Source organism: Mesorhizobium sp. WSM4830, assembly GCF_055811495.1.
In genome coordinates, this window is sequence record NZ_JBVVQI010000025.1 from 1 (window position 1) to 23,845 (window position 23,845).

At 63.8% G+C, this 23,845-nt stretch carries 25 protein-coding genes; 13 read left to right on the forward strand and 12 right to left on the reverse strand.

Translation table 11 applies throughout. The annotated features are described in order from the left end of the window. Positions 1–134: 134 nt before the first annotated feature. Together AC0L2Y_RS25840 and AC0L2Y_RS25845 are read right to left on the reverse strand one after the other, a co-directional pair. Complete coding sequence (locus tag AC0L2Y_RS25840; protein ID WP_473560415.1) at positions 135–503, reverse strand: VOC family protein; 369 nt, start codon at positions 501–503, stop codon at positions 135–137. 85 nt (positions 504–588) lie between these two features. After that, a complete protein-coding gene (locus AC0L2Y_RS25845; RefSeq protein WP_473560417.1) occupies positions 589–1,272 on the reverse strand; it encodes a helix-turn-helix transcriptional regulator in 684 nt (227 codons plus the stop codon). Between the two features lie 124 nt (positions 1,273–1,396). Here AC0L2Y_RS25845 and AC0L2Y_RS25850 point away from each other — a divergent pair, with 124 nt between their 5' ends. The 7 genes from AC0L2Y_RS25850 to olsB all read left to right on the forward strand — a co-directional run bounded on the left by AC0L2Y_RS25850 (position 1,397) and on the right by olsB (position 8,843). Further along, positions 1,397–1,882 (forward strand): anthrone oxygenase family protein, encoded by a 486-nt coding sequence (locus AC0L2Y_RS25850; protein WP_473560419.1) that lies wholly within the window; start codon positions 1,397–1,399, stop codon positions 1,880–1,882. A gap of 89 nt (positions 1,883–1,971) precedes the next feature. Then, entirely contained in the window at positions 1,972–3,033 is a 1,062-nt protein-coding gene (locus AC0L2Y_RS25855; RefSeq protein ID WP_473560420.1) for an RsmD family RNA methyltransferase, read from the forward strand. Then, complete coding sequence (locus AC0L2Y_RS25860; protein ID WP_473560421.1) at positions 3,034–3,897, forward strand: TrmH family RNA methyltransferase; 864 nt, start codon at positions 3,034–3,036, stop codon at positions 3,895–3,897. It abuts the gene before it with no gap. 26 nt (positions 3,898–3,923) lie between these two features. Next, complete coding sequence (gene lspA, locus AC0L2Y_RS25865; protein WP_352489105.1) at positions 3,924–4,400, forward strand: signal peptidase II; 477 nt, start codon at positions 3,924–3,926, stop codon at positions 4,398–4,400. 51 nt (positions 4,401–4,451) lie between these two features. Beyond that, positions 4,452–5,441, forward strand: coding sequence for an acrylyl-CoA reductase (NADPH) (gene acuI / locus AC0L2Y_RS25870; RefSeq protein WP_352488622.1), 990 nt, complete (start codon positions 4,452–4,454; stop codon positions 5,439–5,441). An 88-nt stretch (positions 5,442–5,529) separates the two neighbouring features. Further along, on the forward strand, positions 5,530–7,818 hold the full coding sequence (locus AC0L2Y_RS25875; protein WP_473560422.1) for a hybrid sensor histidine kinase/response regulator: 2,289 nt from the start codon (positions 5,530–5,532) through the stop codon (positions 7,816–7,818). 149 nt (positions 7,819–7,967) lie between these two features. After that, the gene (gene olsB, locus AC0L2Y_RS25880) at positions 7,968–8,843 is read left to right on the forward strand and encodes a l-ornithine N(alpha)-acyltransferase (RefSeq protein ID WP_292664606.1); all 876 of its coding nucleotides are present in this window, start codon (positions 7,968–7,970) and stop codon (positions 8,841–8,843) included. Positions 8,844–8,852: 9 nt separating this feature from the next. On the opposite strand, the gene AC0L2Y_RS25885 is transcribed toward olsB, so the two are convergent. Continuing rightward, positions 8,853–9,485, reverse strand: a complete 633-nt coding sequence (locus AC0L2Y_RS25885) for a trimeric intracellular cation channel family protein (RefSeq protein WP_473560424.1) — start codon at positions 9,483–9,485, stop codon at positions 8,853–8,855. A 75-nt stretch (positions 9,486–9,560) separates the two neighbouring features. On the opposite strand from AC0L2Y_RS25885, the gene AC0L2Y_RS25890 reads away from it, so the two are divergent. Both AC0L2Y_RS25890 and AC0L2Y_RS25895 read left to right on the forward strand, forming a co-directional pair. After that, the gene (locus AC0L2Y_RS25890) at positions 9,561–10,211 is read left to right on the forward strand and encodes a TetR/AcrR family transcriptional regulator (protein ID WP_473560426.1); all 651 of its coding nucleotides are present in this window, start codon (positions 9,561–9,563) and stop codon (positions 10,209–10,211) included. Positions 10,212–10,264: 53 nt separating this feature from the next. After that, entirely contained in the window at positions 10,265–11,044 is a 780-nt protein-coding gene (locus tag AC0L2Y_RS25895) for a cupin domain-containing protein (protein ID WP_473560427.1), read from the forward strand. A gap of 124 nt (positions 11,045–11,168) precedes the next feature. Here AC0L2Y_RS25895 and grpE read toward each other — a convergent pair whose 3' ends face one another. Further along, entirely contained in the window at positions 11,169–11,804 is a 636-nt protein-coding gene (grpE, locus tag AC0L2Y_RS25900) for a nucleotide exchange factor GrpE (protein ID WP_352488613.1), read from the reverse strand. Between the two features lie 238 nt (positions 11,805–12,042). Here grpE and AC0L2Y_RS25905 point away from each other — a divergent pair, with 238 nt between their 5' ends. Next, positions 12,043–12,246: a hypothetical protein gene (locus tag AC0L2Y_RS25905; protein WP_023675249.1), complete on the forward strand. Its 204-nt coding sequence runs from the start codon at positions 12,043–12,045 to the stop codon at positions 12,244–12,246. A 126-nt stretch (positions 12,247–12,372) separates the two neighbouring features. Then, positions 12,373–13,395, forward strand: a complete 1,023-nt coding sequence (locus AC0L2Y_RS25910) for a fatty acid desaturase (protein WP_023675248.1) — start codon at positions 12,373–12,375, stop codon at positions 13,393–13,395. A 44-nt stretch (positions 13,396–13,439) separates the two neighbouring features. On the opposite strand, the gene AC0L2Y_RS25915 is transcribed toward AC0L2Y_RS25910, so the two are convergent. The 6 genes from AC0L2Y_RS25915 to cysG form a co-directional block, all read right to left on the reverse strand. After that, entirely contained in the window at positions 13,440–14,060 is a 621-nt protein-coding gene (locus AC0L2Y_RS25915; RefSeq protein ID WP_352665649.1) for a DJ-1/PfpI family protein, read from the reverse strand. A gap of 137 nt (positions 14,061–14,197) precedes the next feature. Further along, positions 14,198–14,734 (reverse strand): DUF934 domain-containing protein, encoded by a 537-nt coding sequence (locus tag AC0L2Y_RS25920; protein WP_352488612.1) that lies wholly within the window; start codon positions 14,732–14,734, stop codon positions 14,198–14,200. A gap of 58 nt (positions 14,735–14,792) precedes the next feature. After that, a complete protein-coding gene (locus AC0L2Y_RS25925; RefSeq protein ID WP_473560429.1) occupies positions 14,793–15,557 on the reverse strand; it encodes a phosphoadenylyl-sulfate reductase in 765 nt (254 codons plus the stop codon). Next, positions 15,532–17,202 carry a nitrite/sulfite reductase gene (locus tag AC0L2Y_RS25930; RefSeq protein WP_023718939.1) on the reverse strand — a complete coding sequence of 557 codons (1,671 nt, stop codon included), beginning with the start codon at positions 17,200–17,202 and terminating at the stop codon, positions 15,532–15,534. The genes AC0L2Y_RS25925 and AC0L2Y_RS25930 overlap by 26 nt, the downstream gene beginning before the upstream one ends. Positions 17,203–17,275: 73 nt before the next feature. Then, entirely contained in the window at positions 17,276–17,581 is a 306-nt protein-coding gene (locus tag AC0L2Y_RS25935) for a DUF2849 domain-containing protein (protein ID WP_352863943.1), read from the reverse strand. Then, complete coding sequence (gene cysG, locus AC0L2Y_RS25940) at positions 17,578–19,029, reverse strand: siroheme synthase CysG (protein ID WP_473560432.1); 1,452 nt, start codon at positions 19,027–19,029, stop codon at positions 17,578–17,580. Before cysG ends, AC0L2Y_RS25935 begins: the two co-directional genes overlap by 4 nt. A gap of 440 nt (positions 19,030–19,469) precedes the next feature. On the opposite strand from cysG, the gene AC0L2Y_RS25945 reads away from it, so the two are divergent. Both AC0L2Y_RS25945 and AC0L2Y_RS25950 read left to right on the forward strand, forming a co-directional pair. Then, a complete protein-coding gene (locus AC0L2Y_RS25945; protein ID WP_473560433.1) occupies positions 19,470–19,919 on the forward strand; it encodes a baeRF12 domain-containing protein in 450 nt (149 codons plus the stop codon). 440 nt (positions 19,920–20,359) lie between these two features. Further along, positions 20,360–22,168, forward strand: coding sequence for a cation:proton antiporter domain-containing protein (locus tag AC0L2Y_RS25950; protein WP_473560435.1), 1,809 nt, complete (start codon positions 20,360–20,362; stop codon positions 22,166–22,168). Here AC0L2Y_RS25950 and AC0L2Y_RS25955 read toward each other — a convergent pair. Both AC0L2Y_RS25955 and AC0L2Y_RS25960 read right to left on the reverse strand, forming a co-directional pair. Continuing rightward, complete coding sequence (locus AC0L2Y_RS25955) at positions 22,140–22,967, reverse strand: hypothetical protein (RefSeq protein WP_352488604.1); 828 nt, start codon at positions 22,965–22,967, stop codon at positions 22,140–22,142. The two genes, AC0L2Y_RS25950 and AC0L2Y_RS25955, sit on opposite strands and share 29 nt — an antisense overlap. After that, a complete protein-coding gene (locus AC0L2Y_RS25960; protein ID WP_023675240.1) occupies positions 22,964–23,716 on the reverse strand; it encodes an SDR family NAD(P)-dependent oxidoreductase in 753 nt (250 codons plus the stop codon). The genes AC0L2Y_RS25955 and AC0L2Y_RS25960 overlap by 4 nt, the downstream gene beginning before the upstream one ends. Positions 23,717–23,845: the final 129 nt, after the last annotated feature.

Genomic DNA, 23,845 nt, shown 5'->3' on the forward strand with positions numbered 1-23,845 from the left:
GAGTAGGGGAGTAGGGGAGTAGGGGAGTAGGAAACCGTACTGATCGTGCGGCGCCGCGCCAGCTATATTTCCTGTCACGTACTGCCTTACTCCCTTACTCCCCTACTCCCCTACTCCCGTATTCCCCTACTCCCTTACTCCCTTTGCCAATAAACCCGCAGCCGGTGGTTGTCCGGATCGAGCGCGACAAAGGTGCGGCCGAAATCCATGTTGGTCGGGCTCTGCAGGATGGTCAGACCCCGTCCGGCCCAGTCGGCGTGAGTGGCATCGACGTTGTCAGGCGTGTCCAGCGCAAAGACGATCTCGGCGCCGCCGCCTGCTGCCGCGGCGGCCGGCTCCACGGTGTGACGCGACCAGAGGCCGAGCTTGAAGCCGTTGTCGAGCACGAACAGCACGAAGGTCGGCGAGGTCTCGACCGGCTGCCGCCCAAGCAGCGCGCTGTAGAAGGCGCCGCTTTGCTCAGGCTTGTCGACATAGAGGATGACGAAATTGGGCGGTGTCATGAATTGCTCTCCAGATGGTTTCGACTGGAGGAGCATAGCTTACGCCACTGCCAGATTCTGGCAGCAGTCCAACTGAGCAGCGGTCTTAGCTTGGCGTGTCGAGCGTCGCCCGCCATTCTTTGAGCAGCACCTGACGGCGGCGCGGATAGCGCATCTCGGTGGCATTGAGGCCGGATATCCGATCGGCGCGAAAGTGCCTGAAATCCTGGCGCATCTCGCACCAGGCCGCGACGACGCGCACCTTGTCGAAGAAGCCGAGTGCAAACGGCCAGACGGTGCGCTCGGAGGCAGCGCCGCCGGCATCGCGATAGACAAAGCTCAGCTTGCGCTCCTCGCGGATGGCCTGCCGCACCACGCCGAGATCGATGCCTTCGGTGACCGGGGTGCGCGAACCGACCAGCAGCGTCGAGGCATCGAGCTCTTCGCGCAAATCGTCCGGCAGCACCGCGGCGATCTTGGCCAACGCGTCGGTGGCGGCGTTCGCAAGCCGCCAGTCCGGCTGCTTGGCCACCCAGCGCGAACCGAGCACGATCGCCTCGATCTCCTCATCGGTGAACATCAAGGGCGGCAGCATGAAACCTGGCCTGAGCACGTAACCCAGCCCCGCCTCGCCCTCGATCGGCGCGCCCTGCCCCTGCAGCGTGGCGATATCGCGATAGAGCGTGCGGATCGACACACCCATTTCGCCCGCAAGGCTGCGGCCGCTGACCGGCCGGCGATGCCGGCGCAGGATCTGGATCAGCTCGAGCAGGCGTTCGGCGCGGGACATGGATCGCAACCCGGTTTGGATGGATGCCCAATTTGAATGGACGATAGTGCGCCGGCGCTTTCGGCGGCAAGCGAGATGATCGCCGACCGGAACGTCTGCGGCCTGACGCCGTTGTCTGGCCATTATGGATATACGCGGTTTTCTGTTGTTCTGGTCGGTTTTGACCGCCACCGTCGCTGCGCTCAGCCTTGGGCCGTCCTTCGCCCATGTGCTGGAATCGGTGCCGCGGCTGACCAAATGGCCGCCTTCGCTCTGGCGTGACACCACTGTCTTCAACGCTCAGTTCCAATTCTTCGCGATTATCGGCGCACCGCTGGACGCGGCGGCGATCGTCTGTCCGGGCCTCCTCGCCTGGATGCTGCGCAGCGATCGCCCGGCATTCTGGTGGGTCTTGGCCGCCACCGTGCTTTATCTGATGGCCCTGGTGGCGTGGTTTACCCTGGTCAAGCCGGCAAACGATGTCCTGGCCACCTGGGTGCCTGGACCGATCCCCGACAATTTCGAAACGATCCGGAGCCGCTGGGAAACCGGTCATATGGTCGTCACCGGCTTCAAGGCCGTTGGTTTCATAGCGCTCGCAATCGGCCTGGTGTCGATCAGGCGCGGCTGATCCGGTTGCGCACGTCCGCAGCCCTTTTGTTGCGCCGGTCAATGTGCTGTGGCAGAAGCGGCCGAGCCGCCTTCCGGAGATGCGCCTTCTTGAAACCTTTTCGCGACAGACGCCGCGACAGCCGCCCGCCCGCGAAGGGCGGGGCGGAGCAGCCGCGGCGGCGCGATGCCGGCCTGACCGTCGGCTCGGAGCCTAAACCGCAGAACCGGTCCGAGCCGAAAGCCGCGCCGCGACCTCTATCCCGCCGCGGTGGCGCGCTGCCTGCCGAACATCTGCCGCTGATCCTCGAGGTCGGCCCCAATCAGGACTACGCGCTGCTCGACAGCGGCGGCGGAGAAAAACTCGAGCAATACGGCCCTTACCGCATCGTTCGGCCGGAGGGCCAGGCGATCTGGCAAAAGGCCTTGCCGGCCAGGGACTGGGAGCGCGCCGACGCCATTTTCACCGGCGATACCGATGAGCAAGGCATCGGCCGCTGGCGCTTCCCCAAGACGCCGCTCGGCGAGACATGGCCGATGAAGCACGACGGCATCGACTATCTCGGCCGCTTCACATCGTTCCGCCATGTCGGCGTCTTTCCCGAGCAGGCCTCGCACTGGGACCACATGGCCGGACTGATCGCGGCGGCAAAACGGCCGGTGAAGGTGTTGAACCTGTTCGGTTACACCGGCCTTGCCTCGTTGGTGGCGGCGCGTGCCGGCGCCGAGGTCACGCATGTCGATGCTTCCAAGAAGGCGATCGGCTGGGCGCGCGAAAATCAGGAGATGGCGGGCCTGTCGCAAAAGCCGATCCGCTGGATCGTCGACGATGCCGTGAAATTCGCCGAACGCGAGGAGCGCCGCGGCAGCCGCTACGATATCATCCTGTTCGACCCGCCGGCCTATGGCCGCGGACCGAAAGGCGAGGTCTGGCAGCTGTTCGAGGACCTGCCGGCGCTGACCGACATCTGCCGCGCGATCCTGACGCCGAAGCCGCTCGCCGTGGTACTGACCGCCTATTCGATCCGCGCCTCGTTTTTCGCGATCCATGCCCTGATGCGCGACACCTTCGCCGGCATGGGCGGCACGGTCGAATCGGGCGAATTGATCATCCGCGAGAAATCCGCCGGCCGGGCGCTTTCGACCTCGCTGTTCTCTCGCTGGGTGGCCTGAATGAGTGCGTACGAACGGCACGCGGGCGCGCCAGGGCAGGTGAAGGAAGTCACCAGCCTCGCCAACCCGCTGGTCAAGGACATCAAGGCGCTCGCGCTGAAGAAATTCCGCGACCAGCAGAATGCCTTCATTGCCGAAGGCCTGAAGCTGGTCATCGACGCGCTCGATCTCGGCTGGTCGATCAGGACATTGGTCTTCGCCAAGGCCGGACGTGGCAATGCGGCAGTCGAAAAGGTCGCGGCGCGCACGGTTGCAGCCGGCGGCACCGTACTTGAAGTCTCGGAAAAGGTACTGGTCGCCATCACCCGCCGCGACAATCCGCAAATGGTCGTCGGCGTGTTCTCGCAGAAATTGCTGCCGCTGAAGGACATCCGCGTCCAGGACGGCGACGTCTGGGTGGCGCTCGACCGCGTGCGCGACCCCGGCAATCTCGGCACCGTCATCCGCACGGTCGACGCTGTCGGTGCCAGGGGCGTCATCCTGGTCGGCGAGACCACCGATCCTTTTTCAGTCGAAACGGTGCGCGCCACCATGGGTTCGATCTTCGCCGTGCCGGTCGCCAAGGCGACGCCCGAGGCTTTTCTCGCCTGGCGCAAGAGCTTCCCCGGCCTTGTCGCCGGCACCCATCTGAACGGTGCGGTCGACTACCGCTCCGTCGATTTTTCAAAAGGCCCGGTGCTTTTGATGATGGGCAACGAGCAGCAAGGCCTGCCTGACGAGCTCGCCGCAAGCTGCGACAAGCTGCTGCGGATACCGCAGGCCGGCCGCGCCGATTCGCTCAACCTTGCGGTGGCCACCGGCGTCATGCTGTTCGAGATCCGGCGCGGCGCACTGAAGCTCGGCCCTGAGGACGCCGGATCATGACATCCCAAGCCGTGAAACTGCAGACCATGAAATCCTGGAGCCCCTACGCTTTTCTGGTGGTCGCCGCGATAGCGCTCGACCAGTGGCTGAAATATCTGGTCGAAACCGGCCTTGCCTTTCAGGAACGGCTCGAGTTGCTGCCGTTCCTGGCGCTGTACCGCACCTACAACACCGGCATCGCGTTCTCGCTGTTTTCGTCCTTCGGCGACACCGGCCTGGTGGTCGTCGCGGTTCTGGTGGTCGCCTTCGTGCTCTATCTTGCGGCCCGCACGCCGCCCGGCCACCTGCTCGCCCGCATCGGTTTCGCGCTGATCGTCGGCGGCGCACTCGGCAACCTGATCGACCGCGCTGCCTATGGTCATGTCATCGACTATGTCCTGTTCCATACGCCGGTCTGGTCCTTCGCCGTCTTCAACCTGGCCGACGCCTTCATTTCGGTCGGTGCCGTGCTGGTCGTCTTCGACGAACTCATTGGCTGGCGGCGCGGAACGTCGGGCGATTGACCTCACTCGCCTGGCGCCGCACATTCTGATCTGCAAGCCCGAGGAGAAAAAATGCCCGAAACCTTCAAAGCCATCCTCGTTTCGCGCGACGCCGAGAAAAACCAGTCGGTCGCGGTGACCGAGCTTACCGAAGCAGACCTGATGGAAGGCGATGTCACCGTCGCGGTCGAGGCGACGACGGTGAACTACAAGGACGGCCTTGCAATCACCGGCAAGGCGCCGGTGATCCGCCGCTGGCCGCTGGTGCCGGGCGTCGATTTCGCCGGCACCGTCATCTCGTCTTCCAGTCCCGACTGGCGCAAGGGTGACAAGGTCATATTGAACGGCTGGGGTGTCGGCGAGACGCATTTCGGCGCCTTTGCCGGACGCGCCCGCGTCAAGGGCGACTGGCTGGTGCCGCTGCCGGACGGCATGAGTTCGCATGATGCGATGGCGGTCGGCACCGCCGGCTACACCGCAATGCTTTGCGTCATCGCGCTGGAGCGCCACGGCATCGTGCCCGACCGCGGCCCGGTGGTGGTGACCGGCGCTGCCGGTGGCGTCGGCTCGGTCGCGGTCTCGATCCTGTCCAGCCTCGGCTATCACGTCATTGCCTCGACCGGCCGCGCTGCCGAAAGCCCGTATCTGATAGACCTTGGCGCCGCGGAAGTAATTTCACGCGACGAGCTTGCCCAGCCTGCAAAACCGCTCGCCAAGGAACGCTGGGCCGGCGGCGTCGATGCGGTCGGCAGCCACACGCTGGCCAACGTTCTGTCGATGACTTCCTATGGCGGCGCCGTCGCCGCTTGCGGCCTTGCCGGCGGCATGGACCTGCCGGCAAGCGTCGCCCCCTTCATCCTGCGCGGCGTCTCGCTACTCGGCATCGATTCGGTGATGGCGCCCAAGGCGGTCCGCCTCGAGGCCTGGCGCCGCATCGGCACCGATCTCGACCACACAAAGCTTGCCAGCCTGTCGACGAGCATCGGCTTCGACGGCATCATCGGCGCCGCGCATGACATCGTCGAGGGCAAGATCCGCGGCCGCGTGGTGGTGGATATGTGAGCCCCAAAGGGACAAAAAAGAGCGCGACCGCTAAAATTCGAACGATCAACCACAACCTTCGATAAGCTCTGTCTGGCAGGAGTTCCGTATGATTGCGGAACCCGGCATCAGAGAGGCGGAACCAGCCGAACGGGCCGACGGGACGGCCCCCGAGGCGCCAGGACGGCAGCTTGTCGCCGCGCCGCCGCTGGCGCCGGAACTGCCGGCCTCCAACCGCGAAGGCCTGCCCTTCCTGACGCTCGTCGCCATCGTCGTGCTGGCGGGCCTTTCGCATCTGACCGGAGCGCCGATCTTCATCACCATCGGCCTTTTGGCGACAGCCATCGCCGGGCTCGCCATGCATCTGCGCAACAGGCGCACCGAACGCCGCGCGGTGGCCCTGCTCGATGCCACGACCGCCCGCAGCCGCGCCGAAATCGAGACGCTTGCCGACCGCATGTGGGAGATGCAGGAGAGCGAGGAGCGCTTTCGCGGTCTGATCGATGCACTCGGCGATCTCGTCGTCCACCGCGACCGCGACGGCCACATCGTCTACGCCAACAAGGTCTTCGCCGACCTTGTCGAAACCGACCAGCGCGACCTTGCCGGCAAGACCCTGGCCGAACTGGGCATCGATGTCGGCATCGTCCCCGACGCCGCGTTTTCCGACCATGAATGCCTGAGTTCCACCGACGTCGCCATTCGCACGCCGGACGGCCCACGCTGGTTCTCTTGGATCGAGCTGTCGGTGCGCGACAAGGACAGCGGCGCCGTCTCGCATCGCGCCATCGCCCGCGACATCACTGCCCGCAAGCGCGCCGAATCCTCGCTGATCACCGCCCGCGAGCGGGCCGAATATGCGAGCCAGGCCAAATCGCGCTTCCTCGCCACAGTCAGCCACGAGATCCGCACGCCGATGAACGGCATCATGGGCATGGCCCGGCTTCTCGCCGACACCAGCCTTTCGCCCGAGCAGCGGACCTATGTCGGCGCCATCTCGACCTCGGCCAGCGCGCTGCTGGCGCTGATCGAGGACCTGCTCGACTACTCCAAGATCGAGGCCGGCCGCTTCGATCCCGAACCGCAGCCGATGTCGGTGCGCGAGATCGCCGACAATGTCGTCGAGCTTTTGGCGGCGCGGGCTTTTGCCAAGGATATCGGCCTCGGCTGTCATGTCGAACCCGACGTGCCGCAGCTGATCACCGCCGACCCCGGCAGGGTCAGGCAGGTGCTGCTCAACCTCATCGGCAACGCCGTCAAGTTCACCGACAGCGGCGGTGTCCTGGCAAGCATCGCCCGCGTCCGCACCGAAACCACCGACCGCATCCGCTTCACCATCTCAGACACCGGCCCCGGTCTGCGCGAGCAGGACATGGAGCGCATCTTCGAGGACTTCGAACAGGCTGACGGCACCTCGACCCGTGCGCATGGCGGTGCCGGCCTCGGTCTTGCCATTTCCAAGCGCCTGGTGACCGCCATGGGCGGCACCATCTCCGTGTCGAGCCGGCTTGGCCAGGGGTCCGAGTTCGTCTTCGATATTCCCGCTATTTCCGCCGTCGAGGCGGCGCAGATCCGGCAGGACCCGCTGTCGGGCCGGCATGCGGTGATCGTGTCGAAGAACCTGGTCGAGGCCGAAGCCATTGCCCGCACCATTCGCGCCAATGGCGGCACGGTCGATCTGGCCACCGCCGCCGCCCAGGCCACCCCTTTCGCCGAGGGCTGCGACGTGCTGCTGATCGATGCTGCCATGGAGCAAAGCGACGGCAGGCTGCTCAGGCGCCTGCGCCAGAGCGGATTTGCCGATTGCGAGGCAGTGACGCTGATCGCGCCCACCGACCGCGGCATGCTTGGCGAGTTCCGTGCCAACGGTTATGCCACCTTCCTGGCGAGGCCGGTGCGCGGCGAGACACTGCTGCGCGTGCTTTTGACCAGCCATGCGCCGGTCATCGCCGAGCCGCAATTGCAAAAGCGCGGCGCGCAGGCTGGGCACGCCATTGGCGGCCGCCAGCAGGGCCTGTCAGTGCTGATCGCCGAGGACAACGACATCAACGCCATGCTGGCCCGCGCCACCCTCCTGAAGGCCGGGCATCGCGTCAAAGTGGTCGGCAACGGCAAGGCCGCCGTCGAGGCGGTCATCAGCACCGGCCACAAGCACCGCTACGACGTGGTGCTGATGGACTTGCACATGCCTGTCATGGACGGTCTGGACGCCATCGCCGCCATCCGCCGCCATGAGGAGGAGACCGCGGTGCCGCCGGTGCCGATCATGGTGCTGTCGGCCGACAGCCAGGAAAAGACCCGCCACGCCGTGCTCGCTCACGGTGCCAGCGGCTTCGTCACCAAGCCGCTCGACCCCGATGCCCTGGTTCATGCGGTCGAGGGCCAAGTGGCCGCCTGAGGCACAACATAGACGGTTGATAGATTACCCAGCCGACGAAGTATTGCCCGCAGAGCCGTATCACGGTACTGTCACAATCCTGTTGCACCTACACCGTATCCCCGTGCCAAGAGGGATGGCTCGAAGGAGAATCACTCGTGCATACAGTCATGCCGGAATGTGATGCTCGGCCGAACGCCAGCGGGCCTTTGCTCGTCGGCCGGAACGCCGATGCCGTCATAAAAGGCGCATCGCTCGGCCGCATCGGCAATCTCGAAGTGCGGCTCGCCCGCAACGAGGCCGAGATCGCTGCCGCGCAGGAAGTGCGCTACCGGGTGTTCTACGACGAGCTTGGCGCCAGGAAGGACCTGTTCCAGATGCAGGACCGTCGCGACGCCGATCGCTTCGATCCCCTCTGCGACCATCTGCTGGTCTTCGATACGTCGCTTTCCGGCCCCGAGCATCGCCGCATTGTCGGCACCTACCGCCTGCTGCGGCAGGAGATTGCCGCGGCGGCCGGCGGCTTCTATTCCGAAGGCGAATTCGAGCTGACCAAGCTGATCGCGCGGCATCCCGGCCAGCGCTTCCTCGAGCTCGGCCGCTCCTGCGTTCTGCCGGAATACCGCTCGAAGCGCACCATCGAGGCGCTGTGGCAAGGCATCTGGGCCTATATCAACCATTACGGCATCGGCGTGATGACCGGTTGCGCGTCGTTCCACGGCACTGTGCCGGCGGCACATGCCGAGGCGCTGACCTATCTTGCCCACCACTGCCGGACGAATTCATCGTGGGACGTGCGTGCTGTCGCCGGGCGCTATTGTTCCATGGATCTGATGCCGATCGAGGCCGTCAATGCCAAGGCGGCGATCGCCGCGATGCCGCCGCTGGTCAAGGGCTATCTGCGCGTCGGCGCGCGCATCGGCGACGGCTGCGTCATCGACCGTGAATTCTCGACGGTCGACGTGTTCGTGGTGATGCCGGTCAAGGAGATCGGTGCCCGCTACGTCAATTATTATGGCGGGGAAGCGCAACGGTTTGCGGCCTGACACCTTAAATCAGGGAATATCTTCCGGACGCCGGCCAGGCTTGCTTTTGTAGGACGGAAAGGCCCAGCCGAATTTCAGCGCGCCGCCGCGTACGCAGAAAGCCGCCATGAAACCTGCCAGGCCCGACGCAAGCGGCGGCAGTCCGGCGAAATCGCCAAGTGTGTAGAGGCCGGCGCCGGCAAGCGCTGCGGTAACGTAGATCTCCGGTCTCAGGAGCACCGAAGGCTCGCCTGTCAACAGATCGCGCAGAATGCCGCCAAGGGTTGCGGTGAGCATGCCGGTGACGATCGAAACTGCAGGTGACCCGGTGATCGTCAGCCCCTTGGCCGCGCCAATCACCGAAAATGCGGCAAGACCTATGGCGTCGAGCCAGAGCAGCAATTTGTAGCGCGACTCCAAACGATGTGCGCTGAAGAAGACGACGACCGCCACCGCCGCACAGATTAGCACATAGTCGCGGTTTCCCACCCAGAACACGGGCACGTTGAGGATGACGTCGCGAAACGTTCCGCCCCCGATGCCGGCAACGCTAGCCAGAAACAGGTAACCGATAATGTCGAGCTGTTTGCGCGAGGCGGCCAGCGCACCGGTCGCCGCGAAGACTGCGACGCCGGCATAGTCGAGAAGCTCGATCGGGTTCATGGGGTGAATAATGAAATAGCGAGTGGGGAATAGCGAGTGGCTCCTGCGAATCTGGATTGACTCCAGATAAATTAAATGATTGAATCGTTCATTCAATTATTTGGGTGGACGTCTATGTCCCCTCGCCGCTACAGCATGGGTTCCCGGACTGCCGCCTTCGCCAAAACGAGGCAGCGCATTCTCGACGCGACAATCAAGCTGCACACCCAGAACGGCATCTTTGGCACGACTTGGAAGGACATCGCTACGGAAGCCGATGTCGCCGTTGGCACCGTCTACAAGCATTTTCCTACTCTGGACGACCTGGTGCCGGCGTGCGGCGAATTGCTGATGGAGCGCCTGCGTCCTCCGTCGCCCGAATCGGTGACTGAGATAATCGGCGGGGCGACGGACCCTAAAGAACGGTTGCGCCGGGTCGCCAACGAGCTGTTCGCCTTTTACCACCGTGGCGGACGGCATCTCGAAAGCGACCTGCGCGAGCGCGAGCTTCCGGCCATGCGGGAATGGGAGGAATACCTGCGACACATGGTGGCCGGATTCGTGCGCGAGGCACTGGCGCACGACAGTCCCGGCAATGATGTCGTGCAGGCAATCAGCTTTCTATTCGACTTTCCGACGTTCAACGCGATGCGGATACGCGGCATGGCGGTGGACCTCGCCGTCGAAACGGCAACAGAAATGGCGCTCTGCTGGCTCAAAGGCCAAGGCCGAACGAGCACGTCTTGAGCGAACAGAATGCGGGAGGCGAAACAAAGGTCAGATAGCAAAGGGAGGAAGTCATGGACACGAATGTCGTTGAAATCACCGAATTTGCATTGAAGCCCGGATTCACCGAGCAGATGTTCCTGCAGACCAGGGATGAAGTGAATGACGAGGTGCGAAAGCTCAAGGGTTTCCTCAACCGTCGCCTGCTCAAATCCGAAGGCGGCTGGACGGAGATATTCGAATGGGCGGACATAGACAGCGCCAAGGCGGCTGGCGAAGTCTGGTCTACTTTGCCCGGCATCAAAAACTATTGCTCGATGGTGAATTCCGCCTCGATCAAGGTCGGCTACCATTCTGTGGCGGCCGTGGCTGGCGGCGAAGCTGGCAGGAGCACTCCCCACGCCTTTTGCAGTCACCCCTTGGAAGGAGAGGCACGCTGGTGGCTTGGCTCGCTGGCGGTGATCAAGGCGACAGCGGCCCAGACGGCGGGCCAGTTCACGCTGATCGAAGTGCTCGAGAATGAAGGCGAGGCGCCGCTGCATGTGCACCATCGCGAGGACGAGTCATTCCAGGTGATGGAAGGCGAGATCGAGTTCGAGATCGGCGGCAGGAAGATAATGGCTGGACCCGGTTCGTTTCTCTTTGGGCCACGCGACGTGCCGCACCGCTATACGGTCAAGCGTGGGCCGGCCCGCATGCTGTTCTTCTTCACGCCTGGCGGTTTCGAGGAACTTCTGAGGGCGACCAGTGTGCCCACCGACGACAGGCGCATCCCTCCGGACGGAGAAGGAATGCCGGACATGGAGACATTCCCCGACGTGGTTCGCCGCTATGGCTGTGAACTGCTGGGCTGAGGGGCAGGAAAGCCCTGCACGGCGACCTGTTTGATCGCCCCCTGAAATCGGACAGGTTGGGGGGCGGTCGATCATCCCTCACGCTTTGGTGACGGTTGCTGCAGAACGGTGCACTATTCCCAGTTCACGCATCCTTCTCAGCCTGCTCGTTGACCGGCCCCGGCTCGACCGGCGCTTCGCTTGCCACATGCTTGGGACCGCCCTTGGCGACGCCGACCATGGCCGGCCGCAACACGCGCTCGCCGATCGAATAGCCGGGCTGCACGACCTGCACGACCGTGTTGGCCGGGACGTCGGGATTGGGCACCTCGAACATCGCCTGGTGGAAATTCGGATCGAATTTCTCGCCCTCGGGTTCGAGCTTCTTCACGCCGTGACGTTCCAGCGCCGACAGCATGGCGCGCTCGGTGATCTCAACGCCGTCGATCAGCGCTTTGAACCCGGCATCGCCCGAAGCTTTGGCCTCCTCCGGGATGGCATCCAGGGCACGGCGCAGATTGTCTGACACCGAAAGCATGTCGCGGGCAAAGTTGGCGACCGCATAGGCGCGCGCATCGTGGACGTCGCGGGCGGTACGGCGGCGCAAATTCTCCATGTCGGCCGCGACGCGCAGTGCGCGATCCTTCAGCTCTTCGTTTTCCTTCAGAAGCCGCACAAGCGCTTCATAGTCGCCGTCGACGCCGCCTTCCCTTGGCTCCGCGGCAGCCTCGGTCTTCTCGGCTGCATCGGGCGCGCGTTCGTCTTTTGCCTGGTCGCTCATCGCCGTTTCCCGTCATTTTTCGAATGGTGTGGATTTGCGCCCGATATCGAGGTTTAGCGGCCAAAAATCAAGGGGCAAGCGATACTGCAGCCGCTGCCGCGGCCTGATGGCGGGCCGCGCAAACCTTTCGATTTTAATTCAAACTTTACCGTAACCGACGGCTTTGCTTGCCGAGACACTACAATGCGGGAACCATTCCTCCCTTGGAAGAGTTTCGAAGCCGACACAGGATTTTGAGATGATGCCCCGCAGGAACGGCGAAAAACGCGACGGGCTCGCCGCCGATATCCGGCGCCAGCTCGGCACCGAGGCGACCAAGCGCTTTCTGCGCACCTTGCCGGCCTTCCGCACGGAGTCCGATATTCCCGACCGTCTGAAGGAATTGCTCGACCGCCTGGACGGCGTGGAAGCCAAGGTGGTCGCAGGCGGGCGCCGTCGGTAGGCGCCGTTGCCGGCGCCGCGCCCGGCGGTTGTGGCCGGCATTCCTTGCCATCGCGCGACATTTACGCGCAGTAACTTTGCGTGATCTCCGCCTTGCGGCAGCGCCCTGCTCCGACTATGTTTCATGATGAACATGATTTCCCCCGAAGCTGTGGCAAACAGCAAACGCGCCTGGTTGAAGATCCTGTCGCGCTATAAAAAGCCCGACAGGCGTCGCAGCGCCGTCGAACTCGCCATCACCCTCATCCCCTTCGCCACGCTGTGGGCACTGTCCTCGGCCGCCTATGCCTATGGCCATTGGTGGGGTCTGGTCCTCATCCTTCCGGCAGCCGGCTTTCTGGTGCGGATCTTCATGATCCAGCACGATTGCGGCCACGGTTCCTTCTTTGCCAACCGCTATGCCGACGACTGGATCGGCCGCGTGCTTGGCGTGCTGACGCTGACGCCTTACGATTGCTGGCGCCGCGCCCACGCAACCCATCACGCCAGCGCCGGCAATCTCGACGAGCGCGGCACCGGCGACATCAAGACACTGACCGTCGCCGAATACCGGCAACTGTCGTGGCGGGGCCGGCTCGCCTATCGCCTCTATCGCCATCCGCTGGTGATGTTTGGCCTTGGCCCGATATGGATCTTCATTTTCGAGCAGAGACTGCCGTTGGGCATGATGCGGGGCGGCCTCACCCCCTGGGTGTCGTCGATGTCGACCAATCTCGCCATCGCGGTCATCGCCGCGCTGCTCATCTGGTTCGTTGGCCCCGGCGCGTTCCTGGTCGTGCATTTGCCGATCGTCATCCTCGCCGGATCGGCCGGCATCTGGCTGTTTTATGTTCAGCACCAGTTCGAGGAGACGGAGTGGACAAAGGACTCCGAGTGGGAATTCCAGCACGCAGCCCTGCACGGTTCGTCCTATTACGACCTGCCGCCGGTGCTGAACTGGATTACCGGCAATATCGGCGTACACCACGTGCACCACCTCTCGGCCAAGGTGCCATGCTACCGCCTTCCGGAAGTGCTGAGGGACTATCCGGAATTGCGTGAGATCGGCCGCGTCACGCTTCTCGACAGCCTGCGCTGCGTCAAGCTGGCGCTGTGGGACGAGAGCCGCAGCAAGCTGGTATCATTCCGCGAAGCGCGGATGGCCGTGTAGACGCACCGCCGCACGAAGAGTGCGGCGGCTCCAAATTCCGAGCCTCAAGCCGCCCGGCGTTGGTCGCGCATCAGGATTTCGCCCTGGCGGATCTCGGTGCCCAGCACCTTCAGGCATTCGCGCATGAAGGCGGCAAGGCCCGGCCAGCCCTTGGCCGACACCAGATTGCCGTCGACATGGGCGCCGGTCGGCGCAACATCGATATAGATGCCGCCGGCCAGCGTGACTTCCGGCTCGCAATATTGCAGCGCCGCGACTTCGCGGCCGCGCACCACGCCGTCGACCGCGATCAGGATCTGCACGCCGTGGCAGATGGTGAAGATCGGTTTTCCCGTCTCATGGAAATGCCGCACCAGCGCCTGCACGCGCTTGTCGATACGGATATATTCCGGCCCGCGCCCGCCCGCCGCGTAGACGGCGTCGTATTCGGCCGGGTTGACCTCTGAAAACGTCTTGTTGAGGATGTAGTCGTGGCCGAGCTTTTCCGTATAGGTCTGGTGGCCCTCGAAGTCGTGCAGCGAGGTCTTCAGGATGTCGCCGGCCTTCTTGTCGGGACAGACGACGTGGACGGTATGGCCCACCGCGTGCATGGCCTGTTCAAAGACGAAAATCTCGTATTCCTCGCTGAACTCGCCAACGAGCATCAATATCTTCTTGCCAGCCATATCCGGTTCCTCCCTTGTGGCCACATTTATTCGGAGCGCGAAATAATAGGCCTATCCTAAGGTGGAGAGGCGCAAAATAAAAGGCCGAATCGGGAATGTGGTCCGACCAGATAGGGTTTCTGGCCCTCTGGGGCGGATCAGCCGGCGCGCACCCGCCGCCAGGAATATTTCGGGCCTTTGGCCTCCGGCTTCACCGCCGGCTGGTAGAACAGCGGCAGTCCGCCGGTGCGGCCTTGCTCGAGCCGCTTCAGCAGCACCGGGTGCGAGATCTCGAATTCGTCGAAGCCGAGGCGCAGCATGTGCGGCAGCTGGTCGACCAGCACTTGCCCGGTGGCGCGCATGGCGCCGGTGAAGTGGTAACGGCTGCGCAGCAATTCGCCCTTGGAGAACGAGCGGCCGTCATTGAACGCCGGGAAGGCCAGCGCCACCAGCGACAGCTGATCGAGCAGGCCGGCGATCTTTTCGAGCTGGTCGCCGGGCTGCAGCAGCACGCCGATGCGTTCCTTCGCCGACCGCCGCACCTCCGGATCGAGGCCGAGAAACGCCTGCAGCGGCAGGATGACGCGGCCATTGCCGACCAGCGCCTCGGCGCTTTCGGCATGAACCCACTCGTCCTCGCGGAACCCATCCGGTGTCCACAGCCGCGTGGCGTTTTCGGCTATCAAGTCGCTCATCAAGAAATTTCCCAAGTCCAAAATCTGAATGCCAAAAATCCTGGATCCCAATAAGACCCTAAAGCGAGGCGTCGGTCAGCGATCTTTCCAGCCCCGACAAATGGATGCCGCATTCGGTCTTGGCGTGCCCGGCCCAGCGGCCGCTGCGCGCGTCGTCGCCCGGCTGCACCGGCTGCGTGCATGGGAAGCAGCCGATCGACAGATAACCATAGGCGACCAGCGGGTTTTCACGCAGCACATGTGCGCGCATGTAGCCGGCCTGGTCCGATGTCGTCCAGTGCGCCAGCGGATTGATGCGGATGCGCGAGCCGACCGCCTCGAACACCGGAAGCGCTGCCCGGGTCGCCGCCTGGAAGCGCTTGCGGCCGGTGAACCATGCGCGGAACGGCTCGACGCCGCGCGCCAGCGGCTCGACCTTGCGCACGTCGCAGCAGGCGTCGGTATCGGTCTCGTTCAGATTGCCGGTCGGGTCGATCCTTGCCAGCGCCGCATCGTCGGGCCTGATCACCCGGATATCGGTCAGCCCGAAATCGGCGGCCAGCGCGTCACGATAGCCGAGGGTCTCCTCGAAATGCTTGCCGGTATCGAGAAAGATCACCGGCAGCGTGCGGTCGATCTCGGCGATCATGTGCAGCAGCACCGCCGAATCCGCGCCGAAGGACGAGACGGCGGCGATTTCGCCGTGAAAGAATTCCCGGGCCGACCGCTCGATGATCTCCAGCGGCTTCAGATTGCCGTAGAGCGCGTCGAGACCTGCCGCTTGGGCGGCGATGCCGGCCTCGACGTCGACGATACGGTCAAGCGGCCTTGGTTTCGCCAGCATAGAGCGCCTCCTTGAACGGCGCGGGACCGACTCGGCGGTAGGCGTCGATGAATCGTTCGTTTCTGTCCAGCCGAAGCCCGAGATAGGTCTCGACGATCTGCTCGATGGCATCGGTGATCTCTTCCGAACTGAAGCCGCGACCGATGATCTCGCCGACCGAGGTGTTCTCGTCGGCCGAGCCGCCGAGCGTCACCTGGTAGAGCTCGGCGCCTTTCTTCTCGACGCCGAGGATGCCGATATGGCCGACATGGTGATGGCCGCACGCATTGATGCAGCCGGAAATCTTCAGCTTCAATTCGCCGATCTCGCGCTGGCGCTCCAGCGACGCGAAGCGCCGCGAAATTTCCTGCGCCACGGGAATCGAGCGCGCCGTCGCCAGAGCGCAATAATCGAGGCCGGGGCAGGAGATGATGTCGCTAATCAGGTTGGAATTGGCCGTCGCCAGCCCGATATCGACAAGCGCGTCATAGACCGCCTTGAGGTCGGCACGCGCCACATGCGGCAGGATCAGGTTCTGCTCGTGACTGACGCGCAACTCATCGAATGAATATTTTTCGGCAATGTCGGCGACCGCTTCCATCTGGCTGTCGGAGGCGTCGCCCGGCGTCTCGCCGATGCCCTTGAGCGAGATGGTCACCGCCGCGTAGTCGGGATGGCGATGGGTGACCACATTCTGGTCCAGCCATTCGGAAAAGCTCTTGGAGTCGAGCCGCGCAAGCTTGACCGCCTCGTCGCCTTCCGGCCGGTCGACAAGCGCCGGCGGCGCGAAATAGGCGTCGATGGCGCGGATGTCTTCTTCCGGCAGCCTCAGCTCGGCGTCCTTCAATTCCTGCCATTCGGCCTCGACCTGGCGGGTGATCTCCTCGACGCCGGTCTCATGGACCAGGATCTTGATGCGCGCCTTGAACTTGTTGTCGCGACGGCCGTAGAGGTTGTAAACGCGCAGGATCGCCGTGCAGTAGGACAACAGATCCGCTTCGGGCAGGAAGTCGCGGATCTTCTTGGCCACCATCGGCGTGCGGCCCTGGCCGCCGCCGACATAGACGGCGAAACCAAGCTCGCCGGCGGCGTTCTTCTTCAGATGCAGGCCGATGTCGTGCGTCTGGATGGCGGCGCGGTCGCGCTCGGCGCCGGTCACCGCGATCTTGAACTTGCGCGGCAGGAACGAGAATTCCGGATGCACCGACGACCATTGCCGCAGGATTTCGGCATAGGGGCGCGGATCGGCAACCTCGTCGGCGGCGGCGCCGGCGAAGTGGTCGGCGGTGACGTTGCGAATGCAGTTGCCACTGGTCTGGATGGCGTGCATCTCGACGCTTGCCAGGTCGGCCAGGATCGCCGGAATGTCCGACAGCGCCGGCCAGTTGAACTGGATGTTCTGGCGCGTCGTGAAATGGCCATAACCCTTGTCGTATTTGCGGGCGATATGGCCGAGCATGCGCAGCTGCTTGCTGTTCAGCGTGCCGTAGGGCACCGCGATGCGCAGCATATAGGCATGCAGCTGCAGATAGACGCCATTCATCAGCCGCAGCGGCCGGAACTGGTCTTCGGTGATCTCGCCGGCAAGCCGCCGCGCGACCTGGTCGCTGAACTCGGCGACGCGGGCCTTGACGAAATCGTGGTCGAACTCATCGTAACGGTACATATTCAGGTCTTTCCGGGCGCGTCCGCCCGTTATTTTTTTCGTTCGAGCATGATCGGGATCATGCTTGTGTCATCTATGCCGCGCGTGCGGCTTGCGGACGGGCCTGCTTGCCCAGATCGTTGCGGGTCGTCGGGCCGGCGGCACGGATCTTTTCACGCAGCCGGACCGCCTCGACCTTGCCGTTGGCCACGGTCACGTCGATCAGGTTGACGTCGACCACTTCGTTGTTGGCGGAGGCCTTGGCGCCGATCGCCTCCAGCCGGTCCTCGGCCGCCTTGTCATGGGCGATGTCGGCATGGTCGATGGTCTCGGCCCAGCCGCCATTGGCGTACCAGACGGCTATGCCGTCGGCGAGGCGGTTCGCGGTCAGGACTTTCATTGGTTCACTCCTTGCGCGGCAGCACGGGCCGCGCTTTCCTGCCTGTGTGCCGCCAGCGGCTCCGACCGTTCGAAATTGGCGCCGGCGACCGCGTCGCCGATGATGGTCATCACCGGGCCGCTGAGGTCGGCACGCGCCTCCAGCGATGGCAGGTCGGCGAGCGTGCCGTGGAATCGGCGGCGGTTGGCAAGGCTGGCGTTCTCGACCACTGCGACGGCCGTATCCGGCGACAGGCCGGCTTCGATCAGCCGGCCGGCGACCTCGGCGGCGACCGAGCGGCCCATATAGACGGCGACTGTCGCGCCGGAAATGGCGAGCTTTGCCCAATCTGGCAGCGAATTTCCCTTGAGGTCGTGGCCGGTGGTGAACACCATCGACGACGACACGCCGCGCAGCGTCAGCGGCAGTTCGAAATCGGCGGCGGCGGCAAACGCCGCGGTGACGCCCGGAACCACCTCGCAGGCGACGCCTGCATCGCGAAGGGCCGCCATCTCCTCGCCGGCCCGGCCGAACACCAGCGGGTCGCCGGACTTCAGCCGCACGACGCGCTTGCCGGCGTGACCAAGCTCGACCAGCAGCGCATTGATCTCGGCCTGGCTCTTGGAATGGCAGCCCTTGCGCTTGCCGACCGGCAGGCGCTCGGCATCGCGGCGGCCCATGGCGACGATCGCCTCCGGCACCAGAGCGTCATGGACGATCACGTCGGCTTCCATCAGCAGGCGATGGGCGCGCAGCGTCAAAAGGTCCTCGGCGCCGGGACCGGCGCCTACAAGCGCGATATGGCCCGATGCCGGTTCGTTCGAAAGCAACAGGCCGACCGCTGCATCATGCGCCTCGGAAAGCCGGCCAGCCTCCACGGCACAGGCCGGTGCGCCGCCAAAGAAATTGCTCCAGAAGCGGCGACGGGCATTGCCTTTCGGCAGCAGTTTTTCGGCGGCCTCGCGAAACGACGCGGCAAGGGCTGCGAGCGGACCGAGCGACGGCGACAGCATGCGGTCGATGCGGCTGCGCAGCATCTGCGCCAGGACCGGGCCGGCGCCTTCCGTGCCGATGGCAATGGCGACCGGCGCGCGGTTGACCAGTGCCGGCGTGAAGAAATCACATAGCTCCGGCCGGTCGACGGCATTGACCGGAATGCCCAGCCGGCGCGCATCCCCGGCAACGCGGCGGTCGAGCGCCTCGTCGCCGCTGGCGGCAAACACCATCACCGCACCATTGAGATGTGCTGCATCATAGGCGTCGGCAATGTGGGTGGCCCCCGTCTCGGCGATAAAGGCCAGCAGATCGGCGCTTGCGGCATCGCTGACGATGCGCAGCACAGCGCTCGACTGCGCGAGCAGCCGCGCCTTGGCCAGCGCCTCCTCGCCGCCGCCGACGATGGCTACGGCTTCGCCCTCGACCCGCATGAAGACGGGAAACGCATTGAGCTTGGGCGTGGCTTGCGGCATGACGAGCGGAATCCTGGAACCGTTTGTCAGTTCTACGCGAGGGCGCGAAAAACCAGAAGGCACCCACTCGCGCATCGCTTGGTAGCAGGCAATCTCTTTTCTGCAAGCATGAACGCCAAGAGAAAAATATTCCACATTCAAATGCGGAGCGGATTGAAGCTGCTGTTGCGGCCCTTGATCCGCCGCCTTTTTAGCGGCTGGAGGAGCTAGGCACAAAACAGATTTTTCTAAATTCTATCAATTTAGTAGATTAAGCCGCCGGATGCCGACCGAGCCATCGACGGCAGCCCCGCACCCTTGCCGGCCCTTGTCGGAGCACCGGGTCCGAATACCGGAACATTCCCGCCTCGGCACGCGTTTGCCTTATGGGCCTAGGCTTTGCCACACCCCTGCGGCAAAGGCCCGGCGATGGGCTCGAAAAATCAAAAAAGGAGCGCCCCATGAGCAACGTCAGACTGAAACGCGGACTATGGATCGTGGTGGCAGATGGCGAAAAGGCGCTGTTCCTCGAGAACCGTGGAGACGTCCAATATCCCGACCTTCAGGTCGTGCACGAGATGGAGCAGCAAAATCCGGCAACCCGAGAACAAGGCACGGACCGCCCCGGCCGCTACAGCGACGGCCCTTCCGTCCACCGCAGTGCGGTCGAGGACACCGACTGGCACCGTCTCGGCAAGGAGCGTTTTGCCGATGAGATTGCCGACAGGCTCTACAAGCTCGCGCATCGCGGCACGTTCAAAGAGATCGTGCTGATCGCGCCGCCGGCGGTGCTGGGCGACATGCGCAGGAAGCTGCACAAGGAGGTCACCGACAAGATAACGGCGGAAATTCCAAAGACGCTGACCAACCACAGCATACCCGATATCGAGAACCTGCTGCAGGCGACCTGATCGGCATCGGCGGCGCAGCAATTCCTTATTAATCGCCACGCTGGAGCAGGCCAGGGTAATCGGCTCGGTTTGCGCTGCCCCTCACCCTTACCCATTCCGGGGCGAGCCGCTTGTCTCGCCCGTCCTTCGGACCCCCGTGAAGGACGGGGAGAGGGGGTCGCCAGCGTTGCGTCCAAGCCCCTTCTCCCCGTTCTGCACGGGGAGAAGGTCCCGGCAGGGGGTTGAGGGGCGGCGCCGAGTTTGCCAATTGGTTGCGCCTACGGAGCAAGCCGCGCCGTAGTGGCAAATCCCGCCGGCTCTCCGTCTTTTGCCGCCTTGTCATCGATTTCATGGTGACTGCGGGGTTGTCTCGCGACTGTCGCAGCCTCCATACTGCCAAGGCGGCGGCTTGTGGGCGGCGCACACTCGACATCGCAATTCCTGAAGGCGCTTCATAGACAATGCCGCATGACACGCCCCTTATCGCCACCATCGTCGCCGGTCTGGGGCTGGCTTTCGTCTTCGGCGCACTTGCCAACCGTTTTCGCGTGCCGCCGCTGGTAGGCTATCTCGTCGCCGGCGTTCTGGTTGGACCGAACACGCCGGGCTTCGTTGCCGATGCCGGCCTCGCCAATGAACTGGCCGAGATCGGCGTCATCCTGCTGATGTTCGGCGTCGGCCTGCATTTCTCGCTGAAGGACCTGCTGTCGGTTCGCGCCATCGCCGTGCCCGGCGCCATCGTGCAGATAGGCTTCGCGACAGCGCTCGGCGCCGGCCTTGCCTGGATGCTCGGCTGGTCGATGGGCGCCGGGCTGGTGTTTGGCCTGGCACTTTCCGTGGCTTCGACCGTGGTGCTGTTGCGCGCCCTGCAGGAGCGGCGGCTGATCGAGACCGAGCGCGGCCGCATCGCCGTCGGTTGGCTGATCGTCGAGGATCTCGCCATGGTGCTGGCGCTGGTGCTTTTGCCGGCATTGGCCGGCGTGCTCGGCGGCCAAGAGCAGGTGGAGGTGCACTCCAGCGGTCTGCTGTCGCTGCCGGCGAGCTACGGCGTCTGGGGCGTCGTCGGCATCACACTGGCCAAGGTCGCGGCCTTTGTCGTGGTCATGCTGGTGGTCGGCCGCCGGCTTATCCCCTGGATCCTGCACTACGTCGCCCATACCGGATCGCGCGAACTGTTCCGGCTGGCGGTGCTTGCGATTGCGCTTGGCGTCGCCTTCGGCGCGGCCAGGCTGTTCGGTGTGTCGCTGGCTCTCGGCGCTTTCTTCGCCGGCATGATCATGAGCGAATCCGAGCTCAGCCATCGCGCGGCCGAGGAATCGCTGCCGCTGCGCGACGCCTTTTCCGTGCTGTTCTTCGTCTCGGTCGGCATGCTGTTCGACCCGTTCAGCCTGATCAGCAATGGCTGGCCGATCCTGGCGACGCTGGCCATCATCGTTATCGGCAAGTCGCTGGCAGCCTTCGTCATCGTCGTCGTCTTCCGATATCCGGTCGCAACCGCATTGATGATTTCGGCAAGCCTTGCCCAGATCGGCGAATTCTCGTTCATCCTTGCCGAACTCGGCGTCGGGCTGAAGCTGCTGCCCGAACAAGGCCGCGACCTCATCCTCGCCGGCGCCATCCTGTCGATCGTCCTCAATCCGCTGATGTTTCTTGCCGTCGACCGGATGAAACCCTGGCTGGAAGCACGCGCCGGCAGGGCGGCGCCGTCCGGCGAAGCAAGGCCGATCGGCCCGGCGACCGAGCCCGGCCAGGTCGCTTCGGTCGCGGCGCCTGCGAAGGAGGGTGGCCCGCCGCCCAGGACGAGGCTGACCGGCCACACTATCCTGATCGGCTACGGCCGGGTCGGCAGCCTCGTCGGCGCGTCGCTGAAACAGGCCGCCCTGCCCTTCCTCGTCATCGAGGATGCAGACAAGACGCTGGCGAAGCTCAAAGCCGACGGCATCGAAACCGTTGCCGGCAACGCAGCGAATAGCGACGTGTTCGCCGCATCCAATCCCGAGGGTGCGAAGCGGCTGATCCTGGCCATCCCCAACGCCTTCGAGGCCGGGCAGGTCGTGCTGCGCGCCCGCGCCGCCAACCCGGCAATCGAAATCATCGCCCGCGCCCATTCCGACGCCGAGGTCGAGCACCTCAAGGGCCTCGGTGCCGACACCGTCATCATGGGCGAACGCGAGATCGCCCGTGGGATCGTCGAAGTGGTGACGGCGAGCAGGACCGAGCCGGCTTTGGCTGCCGACACCGCTACGACGGCTGCTCTTTCACAATCGTGATTCCTGCATCGATCAGAAATTTTCTGATCTTTTGAATGTCTTCGGGCGGAACATCCCACCGCCATGACACAGGCGACAGTTGCCGCAAGACACCATAGGCGTTGTCCAGAATCCAATTCTGCAACCGCTTACGGTCGATCCGACGGTCCAAATGCCCCTGGGACAGCAAGTTGAACGGGAATACATCCCGGAGATTTACGTCGAGGTGCCGTTCATCACTTCGCGCATGAAAGGTTCGTCCGAAAACAAAGGATTGCGCCCGTAGCTGTTCTGGCGGGCCATAGAAAGTTTTGTCGACGGTCGCGAAGCGGGAAGACGTTGAGCCACGTGCAAACGCTCTTGGGCCCCAGGAATATGGCATGGACAATCCTACGCCATAGATCGGCTGAAGCTCTTGAACGAGCAGCTTGATGATTCTTTCGAAGGTTTTTTTCGCGTCTGCGTTAGCAGCTCGATCGATATGAATCTCGAAGAGCCTGAAACGATCGACAGAGCAGCCAATGTCTATAGAAAAATCCGATAGCACATTCGGACTTCTCTTCCACAAGTACCCGACCGACTGCCAATCTTTCTTGGTTATAACGTCGCGTTTCGCAAAATTTCGATAGAGATAATCCTTGCCCGTCTTTTCATCGGTGACCGTGGCGATATCAGGCGCAGAGCCGAGGACCTCGACTATGCGATCCAGTATGTCGCGCGCGCCGGAAATATCTAAACTGGCGGCCCATTCGTAGATAATGAGCGATCCAACCACGTTGGTTTCGGTGAAACGCTCATATCGATCGGTCTGCTCGCTCAAACGTGCTGGCCGCCATTGATGTGGATTTCCGAGCCGGTCACGTAGGACGCCTGCTGCGAGCATAGGAAGAAGATGATGTCGGCGACTTCCGCCGTGGTGCCCAGCCGTCTCAGCGGAATGGTCTCGACGATTTTTTCCGTGCCCGGCGACAGGATCGCGGTGTCGATCTCGCCCGGCGCAATGGCGTTGACGCGAATGCCGTGCGGACCGAAATCATGCGCCATCTCGCGCGTCAGCGAGCCGAGTGCCGCCTTCGAGGTCGCATAGGCGGTACCGGCGAAAGGATGCACTCGGGTGCCGGCGATCGAGGTGACGTTGACGATCGAGCCCTTGGCCGACGCCAGCTCCTTGAACAGGCCGCGGGCCAGCATGATCGGCGCGAAGAAATTCACCTGGAAGACGTCGCGCCAGACATGCATCGGCGTGTCGATCGAGTTCATGCGGCTATTGCCGTCCTTGAGCTTCGGCGAGATACCGGCATTGTTGACCAGCGCGTGCAGCTGTCCGCCATGCGCCTCCAGCCGGTGGCGGATTTCCGAGATGGCGATGCCGACATCCTCCTGGTCGGCGAGGTCGACCTTGATGTGGTCTTCCGGGCCGGCCGGCCAGGGGCAGTCCTCGGCAAAGGCCTGGCGCGAGCAGGTGATGACGCGCCAGCCTTCGCGTGAAAAGCGCTTGACCGTGGCATGGCCAATGCCACGGCTGGCGCCGGTCAGCACGATGGTCTTTCTGGTGTCGGTCTCTGCCATTAGCGAGTCTCCGGCGCGTGATCTAGCCGAATATGGTTGCGGTGGCGAGGGCCATTCGACGGCCGCGCGAGCATGCGCCCCGATGCCGAATAACGGACGATCTCTTCAAAAACAGGTGGGGCACTCGTA